General features: G+C 67.3%; 12 protein-coding genes and 2 tRNA genes. 5 read left to right on the top strand and 9 right to left on the bottom strand.

The window, feature by feature from the left end; genetic code table 11:
• The first annotated feature begins 241 nt into the window (after window positions 1-241).
• The 3 genes from ACJ4V0_RS05015 (at window position 242) to ACJ4V0_RS05005 (ending at window position 1,310) form a co-directional block, all read left to right on the top strand.
• Window positions 242-318: transfer RNA gene (locus ACJ4V0_RS05015), tRNA-Pro, on the top strand.
• A 280-nt stretch (window positions 319-598) separates the two neighbouring features.
• The gene (locus ACJ4V0_RS05010; RefSeq protein WP_448298457.1) at window positions 599-979 is read left to right on the top strand and encodes a hypothetical protein; all 381 of its coding nucleotides are present in this window, start codon (window positions 599-601) and stop codon (window positions 977-979) included.
• Between the two features lie 103 nt (window positions 980-1,082).
• Complete coding sequence (locus ACJ4V0_RS05005) at window positions 1,083-1,310, top strand: hypothetical protein (RefSeq protein ID WP_448298456.1); 228 nt, start codon at window positions 1,083-1,085, stop codon at window positions 1,308-1,310.
• 6 nt (window positions 1,311-1,316) lie between these two features.
• Here the strand turns inward: ACJ4V0_RS05005 and ACJ4V0_RS05000 are convergent, their stop codons facing one another.
• The 6 genes from ACJ4V0_RS05000 to ACJ4V0_RS04975 form a co-directional block, all read right to left on the bottom strand.
• Window positions 1,317-1,511: a hypothetical protein gene (locus ACJ4V0_RS05000; RefSeq protein WP_448298455.1), complete on the bottom strand. Its 195-nt coding sequence runs from the start codon at window positions 1,509-1,511 to the stop codon at window positions 1,317-1,319.
• A gap of 50 nt (window positions 1,512-1,561) precedes the next feature.
• Window positions 1,562-2,707 carry a M20 family metallopeptidase gene (locus ACJ4V0_RS04995; protein WP_448298454.1) on the bottom strand — a complete coding sequence of 382 codons (1,146 nt, stop codon included), beginning with the start codon at window positions 2,705-2,707 and terminating at the stop codon, window positions 1,562-1,564.
• A gap of 10 nt (window positions 2,708-2,717) precedes the next feature.
• A complete protein-coding gene (locus ACJ4V0_RS04990; protein WP_448298453.1) occupies window positions 2,718-3,497 on the bottom strand; it encodes a DUF1499 domain-containing protein in 780 nt (259 codons plus the stop codon).
• A gap of 17 nt (window positions 3,498-3,514) precedes the next feature.
• Window positions 3,515-4,624: a M48 family metallopeptidase gene (locus ACJ4V0_RS04985; protein ID WP_448298452.1), complete on the bottom strand. Its 1,110-nt coding sequence runs from the start codon at window positions 4,622-4,624 to the stop codon at window positions 3,515-3,517.
• Window positions 4,624-5,985 (bottom strand): DUF898 family protein, encoded by a 1,362-nt coding sequence (locus ACJ4V0_RS04980; RefSeq protein WP_448298451.1) that lies wholly within the window; start codon window positions 5,983-5,985, stop codon window positions 4,624-4,626. The genes ACJ4V0_RS04985 and ACJ4V0_RS04980 overlap by 1 nt, the downstream gene beginning before the upstream one ends.
• Before the next feature lie 102 nt (window positions 5,986-6,087).
• Window positions 6,088-7,713 carry a long-chain-fatty-acid--CoA ligase gene (locus ACJ4V0_RS04975; RefSeq protein ID WP_448298450.1) on the bottom strand — a complete coding sequence of 542 codons (1,626 nt, stop codon included), beginning with the start codon at window positions 7,711-7,713 and terminating at the stop codon, window positions 6,088-6,090.
• 251 nt (window positions 7,714-7,964) lie between these two features.
• On the opposite strand from ACJ4V0_RS04975, the gene ACJ4V0_RS04970 reads away from it, so the two are divergent.
• Window positions 7,965-8,038, top strand: a tRNA-Gln gene (locus tag ACJ4V0_RS04970).
• A 59-nt stretch (window positions 8,039-8,097) separates the two neighbouring features.
• On the opposite strand, the gene ACJ4V0_RS04965 is transcribed toward ACJ4V0_RS04970, so the two are convergent.
• Window positions 8,098-8,391, bottom strand: a complete 294-nt coding sequence (locus ACJ4V0_RS04965) for a hypothetical protein (protein WP_448298449.1) — start codon at window positions 8,389-8,391, stop codon at window positions 8,098-8,100.
• A 171-nt stretch (window positions 8,392-8,562) separates the two neighbouring features.
• Between ACJ4V0_RS04965 and ACJ4V0_RS04960 the strand changes: the two genes are divergently transcribed.
• A complete protein-coding gene (locus ACJ4V0_RS04960; protein ID WP_448298448.1) occupies window positions 8,563-8,886 on the top strand; it encodes a hypothetical protein in 324 nt (107 codons plus the stop codon).
• Window positions 8,887-8,918: 32 nt separating this feature from the next.
• Here ACJ4V0_RS04960 and ACJ4V0_RS04955 read toward each other — a convergent pair whose 3' ends face one another.
• Both ACJ4V0_RS04955 and ACJ4V0_RS04950 read right to left on the bottom strand, forming a co-directional pair.
• Complete coding sequence (locus tag ACJ4V0_RS04955; RefSeq protein WP_448298447.1) at window positions 8,919-9,269, bottom strand: hypothetical protein; 351 nt, start codon at window positions 9,267-9,269, stop codon at window positions 8,919-8,921.
• Between the two features lie 133 nt (window positions 9,270-9,402).
• Window positions 9,403-9,846, bottom strand: a complete 444-nt coding sequence (locus tag ACJ4V0_RS04950) for a response regulator (protein ID WP_448298446.1) — start codon at window positions 9,844-9,846, stop codon at window positions 9,403-9,405.
• Window positions 9,847-10,150: the final 304 nt, after the last annotated feature.

The following is a 10,150-nucleotide window of genomic DNA, read 5'->3' as shown; positions in this document are numbered from 1 at the left end:
CGAGGCAGGGAGGCAGAAACGAAGGCTGGTGGCGATCAGTCGCCTCGACGAAACGTCCCATCCGGCACCTCCGAAGCAGCTATCGAAGGCTATCACAGCGCGGGTTTTCACACAGCCTCGGCCCCAATCTAGGGGAGCGGAGCACGCCGCGTCGAGACGGCGGGAAAAGCTCCGCAAAGACAGCGGCCATGGGGTTGCGCACCGCCGGGCGCGCCGCTATACACGCGGCCTGTTCGCGAGGCGGAGTGTAGCGCAGTCTGGTAGCGCACCACGTTCGGGACGTGGGGGTCGCAGGTTCAAATCCTGCCACTCCGACCAGCGGAAGGCCTTTCGGTCTTTCGACGGCTTCGTGAACGAAAGGGGCGGCCTCAGGGCCGCCCTTTTTCGTTTCGCGAGGAGGAACGTCGGTCCTTGCCGGAACGGAGCCACGGCGAGGGATGGTGCTTTGATGCGGGGGCCTTGAAGGGCGCCTTTCGCTGCCTGGAGTATAGACACCGAAAAATCCCGCTTGTATCGGTATTTGTAGCAAGGAATTGTCGCAAGGGGAGCGCTGCGTTAACCAGTCTTTCACAGGGTGCAGCAATATTTGACACCTTACATGCCCATGAAAGAGGCAAAGGGAAGCGACGAGGAGATTGCTGCGATGGCGTCCATCCACCCACCCCCTTCCAAGGTCGTGAACCTGTTTTCGCGGCGTGAGCCGGAAACGGGCGTTGCAGCGGGCCGCGCGCAGGTGGTGCGCGCCTTCGCCGAGGCCACCCAGTCGCTAGGCCGGGCCGCCGAACTGCTCGACGGAAGCGCCCTCGATGCGGACACCAAGCTCACCCTCATCCGCGGGGTCAAGGAACTGGTGATCCGCACGTTCAACCTGAACGCCGCCTACATGGAAGCCGAGAGCGCGACCTTCCGCCTGCGCGGGCACGAGCAGCGCCCCGCGTCGCCGACCGGCGAGCCTTGCGGGCCGGATTCTGCACCCTGAGACGAGCGCCTTCGGGTCCTGGCCACAGGCAGCGTCCGCGACGGGCCGCGGAACTCCGGGCACGCGCCATGCGTTCGACCTGCATCACACGCAGGAGAGAGCCATGGCGGACACCGACTCCAAGATCGTCGACAACAAGATCGTCGAGCCGGACAACAGGCAGCAGCCGCCGCCGTCCTATGATGCGCCGGGCCCCCAGGTGATGAGGGCCGACACCGTGCGCAGCGGTCCGCTCGGACGGCCGGTTCTGGCGGTGCTGGTCACAAGCCTCGCCGCGGCGATGCTCGTGCTCTTTGTCTACCTGCTGTTCTGGTCGTCGACCGTCCCGTGACCGGCGTCAGGCCGTGACGAGCCTGCGGATGCCGGGGTTCTCCGGCGGCGGCGCGACGCGGTACTCGCCGCACCAGTCGCTGCGCGCGACGGATGGCCAGCGCGCCGATCCATCCTCGCGCGCCACGGGCGGATGAGCACGGCACAGGCCGCCACCCCGCGGTTCGAAGAAGTTCCGGCAGTTGCCACACATTTCGGCCATGCGACGCCTCTCGGTTCGTTGATGCGGCGCATAGTCTTAGCGGATGGGCGTTACCTCAGCGTTTCCATCAGGCCTGCAAGAAGGCGCGAACGCGGCAGGATCGAGGAAACCAGACCGTACTCCTCGAGGGTGTGCGCGCCGGCGCCGTCGATGCCGAGGCCGTCGAGGGTCGGGACGCCGAGGGCAGCGGTGAAGTTGCCGTCCGAGCCGCCGCCCGTCATCGGGCAGTCGGCAAGGTCGAAGCCGACCGCATGGGCGACAGCCTTCGCCTTCTCCAGCATGTCGACGATCATCGCCGTCTTCGGGTAGGCGGGCCGGTTGATGCCGCCGTCGATGGTGATGGTGACGTCCGGATCGACCGGCTTGAGGCCGAGCAGGCGCGCGACCATCTCCTCGCCGACGGCCGGGTCCGGCACCCTCAGGTCGATCTCGGCCGAGCACGTCTCGGGCGTCACGTTCGCCGCCGTGCCGCCCTTGATCAGGCCGACGGTCGTGGTGATGCCGCGCGCATAGTCCGTCATGGCCTCGATGGCGAGAATCTGGTGCGCCATCTCGCGGATGGCGCTGCGGCCGTCCTGGTGGCGTGCGCCGGCATGGGCCGGTCGGCCGTGGGTCGCGATGGTGAAGCGCCCGACGCCCTTGCGGGCGGTAACGATACGGCCGCCGTCGCGGGCCGGCTCGGTGACGAGGACATAGGCGGCTCTTGCGGCCTCCTCCTCGATGACCTGGCGCGAGGTCGGGCTGCCGACCTCCTCGTCCGGCGTGAACAGGAAGGTCACCGGCCGCGCCGTCGGCACGCCGGCCCGCACCAGCGCCCGATAGCCGGCGACGGCGAGATAGGCGCCGCCCTTCATGTCGTAGAGGCCCGGCCCGTAAAGCCGGTCGCCGTCGCGTCGGAAGGGCAGGCGGCCGGTGAGTGTGCCCTTCGGGTGAACCGTGTCGATATGGGTGAGGACGAGGATCGGCCTCTCGTTGGAGGGCTCCGCCGACGACACCTTGAGGATGCCGCCATAGCCGTCCCGCCCCTCGCGCCGGTCGAGGGTGACCGGCAGCCCCTCGAAATCCTTCTCGACGGCGTCGAGAACGGCCTCGACGCCGGCCGCGTCATAGGTCGGGCTCTCGATGGACACCCAGCGCCGGATGCCCTCGATCACCTCGTCCTCGTGGAGGGGAACGGTCGCAGCCCTGACGCTCATTGCAAGTCACCTATCGCTCGCGCTGCGCCCGTCGCGCCGCCGCCCGCATCTCGTCCAGCGCGGCGATGGTCCGCCGCGCATTGACGCCGAAATCCTGCCGTCCGTAGCGTGCCGCCGAACGCATGTCGATGCGGGACCTGCCATTCACGTGGCGAATGCGGATGACGATGTCGTCGCGCAGGCCGAGCACCACCGATCGCGTCACCATCTCGATGCGGCCCTCGCGGTCGGGGCCGTGGTAGTCCACCTGGTCGAGCACCGTCCAACGCCGCGCCGCGACCAGGTCGGTGACAATCTCGCCGACGCTCTCGGCCGGGAGGTCGATCTCGATGGGCCTGATCTCCGGATAGATGCGTCGCTGGGTCGCCGCGAGGCCGGCGTCGTATGTGGCGGGATTGGCAGTCCGCGGCCGGGCCATGGCGGAGATGGCGAAGGTGGGGGGATCGGCAAAATCGGTCGTCACGTCGGCGATGGCCGGCAGGCGCCAGCCGATGACGGCGAGGGTCACGGGATAGGCCGAGACGGCGATGCCGAGGATTATCGCGGCGGCCGCGTATCGTCCCCCGCGATAGCCGGTGAACCAGATGAGGACCCCGGCGAGAATGGCCGCGAGGACTCCCGCGCCGACCACGCCGAGGCCAACGGTCAAAGCCGTCACGGCCTGGGCGCCGTCGAGCCTGTCGGAGCGGGCGGCGAGCACGGCGATCAGCAGGACGGCCATGCCGACCGCCGTCAGGCGCAGGCTCCAGACGGCGAGGCGGGAGGTCGGCTCGACCAGGGGGCGGCGCATGCGATGCAGGTCCCGCCTCAGCTCGTGGTCTGGCAGATGTCGCGCAGCGCCTGCCACTGTGCGGGGCTGAGGGCCGGCGCCACGATCGGCCGGTCGCGGGCCATGCGGCGGATCGCCTCCTCGCGTTCGGCGCTGGCGGGATGGCTGGTGATCCAGGAGAGCGCGCCGGGCGGGCCGCCGCCTCCCGCCGAGCGGAAGAAGCCGGCGAGCCCTTCCGGATTGCCGCCGGCCTTCAGCATCAGGTCGACGCCGAAGGTGTCGGCCTCGCGCTCGGCCTCGCGCGAGAAGGCGCTGCTCAAGAGGGTGCGGGAGGCGAGCAGGATGGCGGTGCCTCCGGCGAAATCGCCGAAGACCGTGCCGAGCAGGAAGCCGAGGCCGCCGCTCTGGATCGCCGACTGCAGGCCATGCCGGTAGCGGACATGGCCGATCTCGTGGCCGAGCACGCCGGCGACCTCGTCGGGCCCGCGCGCCCGCGCGATGAGCCCGCGCATGATGTAGACGTATCCGCCCGGCAGCGCGAAGGCATTGACCATGGAATGGTCGATGACGACGACGCGCAGCGGCACGTGCAGGTTCGCATGCCGTTCGTAGCGGGAGACGAGTTCGTTGAGCGCAGCGACGCCGGCCGGAGCCGAGCAGGTCTTCATCCCGCCGGGGCCGCCGAACTCGCGCCTGATCTGCGGATCCATGGATGCGCCAAGGCGCATTTCCACGCTCGCCGGAACGAGCGGCGCGATGCGGCCGGCAATGGCCGGCAGTCCGAAATAGGCGAGCCCCAGTAGCGAGATGACGGCGGCGATCGCCCAGACGACTACCGAACGGCGTTCCTTGCGGGAGGCGGCGGAGCCGGTGAGCGTCAGGGGCGCGCGGCCGGCGAGCTCCGCCGCGAAGGCCGGGTCGGCGATCTCGAGCCGCGGTTCGGTGGTCGAGCCTGGATCTTGCTGCCGCGTGACGGCAAGGCCCGCGCCGCGGAAGCCCTCGATCCTGCGGACGGAGGCATAGGGCCATGTGGCGATCACGGCGCCTTCCGCGGAGAAGATCGCCAGCCCCTCCGGATGAAGCGACACCTCCACCGCGTGGCGGCGGCTGACGATCCCGTCGTAGTAGATGGCGGCGACGCTGGGCATCAGACACCGAACCCGAAATCGACCGCATCGCCGAGGCTGTCGCCCATGGCGGAGGCGTTGACGTTGTGAGCCCTCACGCCGTCGAGCGCCGCAAGGTTCAGCACCGTCAGCGATGCGAGGCGGACCCGGTAGAGCCTGAGGTCGATCAGAAGCTGCTTGGCGATCCATAGGATGCCGAAGAAGGCCATATAGGCCAGCACGAGCAGCACGACGCCGGTGACGCCCGCCACCGGCGAGTCCAGCGCCGGGGTGCCCCTGGCGAAGATCGCCGCTGCGATGCCGCCGAAGACGATCGCCCCGACGATCGCCATCACGATGAGAACGCCGAAAATGGCAAGGCCGCCGATGATATAGACGCCGTAGGAGGTGCCGATGGTGAAGGTCGAGGACAGCGACGCGCCGCCGATCCTGACGCCGTTCATCCGCCAGCGGAACAGGACCGCCTGGAAGGCCGGGAACAGTAGCACCGGGATGGCCACGGACAGGATGCCGGCGGAGCTCAGCGCGATGATGATCATGCCGGCGGCCGGGTGCTTGTCGAGCGTGCCGCTGCCTGCCGCATTGAACAGGCTCTTCCACAGGTCCGGCGGGATCGACAGGGCGACCGACATGACCACCAGGAGCGGCAGGCCGAGCGCGAGCAGCCAGATGAGGATGCCGCGCCGGAACAGATCGCCGGCGGTCCCGACGAAATCGCCCTGCGCGTCGCCGTACCAGGTCGCGCGCATCTTCATCCGCTCCATGGCGGTCGCCGCCCAGGGAAGGGCCAGCCCGAGGGTGGCGATGACGATGAGCCAGAGGCCGAAGGCGCGGAAGGCATAGGCCCAGGCCGATCCGGTCATGCGCAGCCTGAGGCCGCGGAACGAGGTCCGTGTCAGCCGGTAGCGCCGCCCGGCATAGACGGCGAACTGGCCGAGCAGCAGGTAGAGCACGAAGACCGTCGCCGAGACGACGAACTCGGCCTGCGGGACGCCGAGGAGGACGAAGAACGAGGCCGCCTGGATCGGCACGAGGATGGCGAGGGCGATGAGGAAGCCCTTCAGGAGTTCCATGCCGCGGCCGGTATAGGTGACGTCCTCCGGGCCGACGAAGCTGTGCGCCCAGTAGTAGCGGCGTACCTCGGTGATGAACCAGAATCGGTAGATGCCGAGCGTGACGACCTGCAGCAGGAAGCCCCGCACCAGCAGCCCGAGCAGTTCTCCCGCCTGACCGGTGAAGCCGATCCGGGTCGCCGGCGGCACCGGCGCTCCCGCCGTCGGAACGGCGGGAACCGACGGCCGGGCGGCCGCCTGCTCGGCCGCGGCCATGGCGGCGGCGGCGGAGCGCGGCCCCCACGGTCCAGGCTGAGCGGCATCGGTCATGGCATCCTCCGGCGGCGAACCTTCGGCATGCTAGCGGCAGGATCGTTTCAGCGCCACGCCGGCATTGCGCCGGCGGGATTGCGCGAAGGCTCAAGCCGCGCCTCAGGCGGGGAAGCGGTAGGCCTTGAACTGGTCCCTGAGCGTCGTCTTCTGGATCTTGCCCGTCGCGGTGTGCGGAATCTCGTCCACCACCACCACGTCGTCGGGCATCCACCACTTGGCGATCTTGCCGTCCATGAAGGCGAGAACGCTCTCGCGCGTCGGGGTCCGCCCGGTCTTGGGCACCACGATCAGCAGCGGCCGCTCGTCCCATTTCGGATGCACGACGCCGATGACCGCCGCTTCCGCCACGTCGGGGTGGCCGACCGCGAGGTTCTCCAGGTCGATGGAGGAAATCCACTCGCCGCCTGACTTGATGACGTCCTTGGAGCGGTCGACGATGCGCATGTAGCCGTTGGCGTCGATGGAGGCGACGTCCCCGGTGTCGAAGAAGCCGTCCGGATCGAGGATCTCGCCGCCCTCGCCCTTGAAATAGGCGCCGGCGACGGAGGGACCGCGCACCATCAGGCGGCCGAAGGCCTTGCCGTCGCGCGCCAGCTCATGCCGCTCGTCATCGACGATCTTCATCTCGACGCCGAAGGGCGGGTGTCCCGTCGTCTCCTTGATGTCGAGCCAGGCGTCGCCGGTGAGGCCGGCGACCTCGGGCTTCAGCGAGCACACCGTGCCGAGCGGGCTCATCTCCGTCATGCCCCAGGCGTGGAGAACCTCGACGCCATAGACGTCGCGGAAGGTCTGGGTGACGGCGCGCGGGCAGGCCGAGCCGCCGATGACCGTCTTGTGCAGGTGGGGCAGCTTCAGGCCGTGCTGTTCCAGGTGCTGCAGGAGCATCAGCCAGATCGTCGGAACAGCGGCCGAATGGGTCACCTTGCAGGTGTCGAGAAGCTCGTAGATCGAGGCGCCGTCCATCTTGGCGCCGGGCATGACCATGGTCGCCCCCGCCATCGGGGCGGTGAAGGCCAGCGACCAGCCGTTGGCGTGGAACATCGGCACCACCGGCATGATGACGTCCTTGGACGCCAGGCCGAACATGTCCGGATTGTTCACCACCATCGAATGGATGACATTCGAGCGGTGCGAATAGACGACGCCCTTCGGGTTGCCCGTCGTGCCGGAGGTGTAGCACATGCCGGCGGCGGTGTTCTCGTCGAAGCTCTTCCAGGCGAAGTCGTCATCGACCTCGTTCAGCCAGTCCTCGTAGGCGACCGCGTTGCGCAGGCTCGTCTGCGGCATGTGCGCGCCGTCGGTCAGCACCACGAAGCGCTCCACCAGCGGCAGCTTGTCCTGCAGCTTCTCCAGCAGCGGCACGAAGGTCAGGTCGATCAGCATCATGCGGTCTTCGGCATGATTGGCGATCCAGGCGATCTGCTCGGGGAAGAGGCGCGGGTTGAGCGTGTGATAGACGGCGCCGACGCCGGTGATGCCGTACCAGGCCTCGAGGTGGCGCCAGGTGTTCCAGGCCACCGTCCCGATGCGGTCGCCGAGCGTGATGCCGTCCTTCTCCAGTCGCTTGGCGACGCGCAGCGCGTTGCGGCGGATGGCGGCGTAGTTGGTCTCGACGATCGGCCCCTCGATGGACCGCGAGATCACCTTGCGTTGGGCGTGATACATCCCAGCATGGTCGATGATCTTGGAGATGAGCAGCGGCCAGTCCTGCATCAGACCGAGCATGGTGTCCTCCGGGGCATTCCGCGTCGCCGGCTGACGGCCGGCCGTTGGGGCCGAAACCTAGTGCAGGAGGCGGAGGCCCGTCCACTGCCGGGTGTTCCGCCGTTCGGCAGGTGTCTGGATGTTGCGCCACAGGCGGGTCGAACCCGCGCGGGGTCTTCGCAGCTTGGCGTTGAACCCGGCGGATCACATCGCTATGGTCCGCCGCTCCTGCTTCGCCCGGCCCGCGTGCCGGATGCCCTGCAGCAGGCTCTTGGGTCGTCGTCTAATGGTAGGACTCGGGTTTTTGGTACCCGCTATCTAGGTTCGAATCCTAGCGACCCAGCCAAGCTCCTTGGCTATCGAAGACAGCCGGATAAACACGCCCTAAGCAATGCACAGCAGGCCTTAGGATTTGCGTCGTGACAGGATGGGTTCCAACGCTGTCATCACCATGGCAGGTGCAATGAAAACGAGCCCTGGCGCAGCAATCAGTATTCCAACCCACCAGGGCCAGCCCATTACACTGACGGCTCCAAAATAACTTCCAATTGTCAGCGGCAGCAGAAATCGAAGTAAGATTGCGGCGACTACGGCGATGACAGCGGCTATAGCGCCGAGGTGATGCTCGATCCCCGCAAAGCCGAGCCAAATCTGCAGCAGTCCAATGATCAGGAAAATCGGAAGAAGGATGAAACCCATGCCAACACCCTCTCAGAGCAAAAGCGAGAATATTCAACTCTAGCGAGTGCCGGCAAATTTGGTCAAGCTAATCAGCTATAGGAACATTCCGCGCCTCTGTCGCGTTTTCCCGTCATTGCATCGGCTTTCGCGCCCTTTGTCGCGAAAGCCGTGAGGCTGGGAACGACACCGATGACAGGGCTCCGATCACTGGGCGCCGCGGTGGGGATCATCTCCCTCGTGGCAGCCTTCTCCCCCATCGCATCCGCGACGTCCGGCGCGCGCGTCTGCACGGTCGATACCTACGAGAGCGCCATCCTGTCCCAGCCTGGGCAGCCGGCCTCCGACCGCGTCATGGCGCTGATCGAGGGCAACCTGCCGCTTTATGCGATCGACATCGCCCTCGACGACAGCCTTCAGACCGAGGTCACGACGCAGCAGATGGAAATCATGCGTTCGGTGGCGCGCGAACTCGGCCTTGCCGCCGACGAGCCGATGCCGACGGCGGCCGACTAAGCGCAGCCTGGCTCCGCTCTGGCGGGCGATTTCTAGCGCGCGCAGATCCTGAAATCGTCGCCCTGCCAGCAGGCGCCATCGCGCTGCGACCGGCGTGCCGTGCCCCAGCGGGAATTGATGCCGTCGCGCGTCAGGCCGCGGACCTCGGCGAGGCCCGGCTCGATGACCGAGACCGACACCATGGACATGTTGCCGAACAGCGCTCCCTGCGCGCCGCCTCGCGGCGACAGGGTGAACGAGCCGTCGCGCCCGTCGGGTGCGAAATCGCAGGTGCGGTCGAGCACCACGCGCCCGGCCTGCTCGATGCGGCAGCCGGCATCGCGCGCCTCGCCGGCGACGGGAAGGAGACAGAGGGCGACGAGGGGCAGGAACGTGCGGGTCATGACAGGCTCCGGGAACGATCGAACGCTCATGCAACAGGACCGGCCGCGGGACAAGCCGCTCGACCGGCAATGCAGGGGATGACGCCGGAAGGGTTGGCGGTCGGCTCTGGTGTCGGCCGCAGCTTCGAGCCGGTCAGGCTGCGGCGTGACGTGCGGTTCTCTGCCAGTAGTCGACGATCGAGCCGATCATGGCCCGGTAGCCGTCGAGCGAGACGGGCTTGTGGAACATGGCGTTGGCGCCGCATTCATAGGCCTTGTCGACGGCCGGCCGCGCCGTGTCGCCGGAGATGACGACCACCGGGATGTGACGTGTCGATTCATCGCCCCGCAGCGCCTTCAGGAAATCGAACCCGTCCATGGCCCCGAGCCTGAGGTCGAGGATGATGATGTCGGGGTCCTCGATGAGAACCGGATTGTCGCCGCGCGCCTCGGCGAAGTGCAGCCGCGCCAGCGCCTCCTCGGCGGAGCTGAAGGTCTCGAACGCGCAGTCCGGGATACGCTCCTCGAAGAACTGCAGCATGAAGCCGATGTCATGCAGTTCGTCGTCAATGATCATGAGGCGCGTCAATTGCCGCATGTCCGTCTCCGGCCAGCAACGTGAGGATTTTCAGGAACGCGATGAAAAGCCCGCAACGCCAGGAAAGGCCTGGCGCATCGTTACCAGACTACAGTCTGGGGGGAGACGAGACAACAGGCCGCCCTGCGATCTGACGGCATTTCCAGATCAAATTTCCATGTGAGAAAACTGCGACGACCGTAGTGTGAAAGTCTCTTCGGTTGACAGGGACGAGCTTTCGAAGACGTTGCCTCCGGTTCCCTGTTGCTGTCGCAACTCTCGGACGATCCAAGGATCGACACAGGGCGGCGGGCATCAGGACTGC

The sequence above is a fragment of the Phreatobacter aquiterrae genome (assembly GCF_053471285.1).
The sequence above is the reverse complement of the archived record's forward strand: the minus strand, read 5'-3'. Positions and strand labels throughout refer to the sequence as shown.

Bases quoted from the DNA above. Each gene is read 5' to 3' on its own strand.
- ACJ4V0_RS05010 (WP_448298457.1), top strand. From the start codon at position 599: ATGCCCATGAAAGAGGCAAAGGGAAGCGACGAGGAGATTGCTGCGATG.
- ACJ4V0_RS05005 (WP_448298456.1), top strand. From the start codon at position 1,083: ATGGCGGACACCGACTCCAAGATCGTCGACAACAAGATCGTCGAGCCG.
- ACJ4V0_RS05000 (WP_448298455.1), bottom strand. From the start codon at position 1,511: ATGGCCGAAATGTGTGGCAACTGCCGGAACTTCTTCGAACCGCGGGGT.
- ACJ4V0_RS04995 (WP_448298454.1), bottom strand. From the start codon at position 2,707: ATGAGCGTCAGGGCTGCGACCGTTCCCCTCCACGAGGACGAGGTGATC.
- ACJ4V0_RS04990 (WP_448298453.1), bottom strand. From the start codon at position 3,497: ATGCGCCGCCCCCTGGTCGAGCCGACCTCCCGCCTCGCCGTCTGGAGC.
- ACJ4V0_RS04985 (WP_448298452.1), bottom strand. From the start codon at position 4,624: ATGCCCAGCGTCGCCGCCATCTACTACGACGGGATCGTCAGCCGCCGC.
- ACJ4V0_RS04980 (WP_448298451.1), bottom strand. From the start codon at position 5,985: ATGACCGATGCCGCTCAGCCTGGACCGTGGGGGCCGCGCTCCGCCGCC.
- ACJ4V0_RS04975 (WP_448298450.1), bottom strand. From the start codon at position 7,713: ATGCTCGGTCTGATGCAGGACTGGCCGCTGCTCATCTCCAAGATCATC.
- ACJ4V0_RS04965 (WP_448298449.1), bottom strand. From the start codon at position 8,391: ATGGGTTTCATCCTTCTTCCGATTTTCCTGATCATTGGACTGCTGCAG.
- ACJ4V0_RS04960 (WP_448298448.1), top strand. From the start codon at position 8,563: ATGACAGGGCTCCGATCACTGGGCGCCGCGGTGGGGATCATCTCCCTC.
- ACJ4V0_RS04955 (WP_448298447.1), bottom strand. From the start codon at position 9,269: ATGACCCGCACGTTCCTGCCCCTCGTCGCCCTCTGTCTCCTTCCCGTC.
- ACJ4V0_RS04950 (WP_448298446.1), bottom strand. From the start codon at position 9,846: ATGCGGCAATTGACGCGCCTCATGATCATTGACGACGAACTGCATGAC.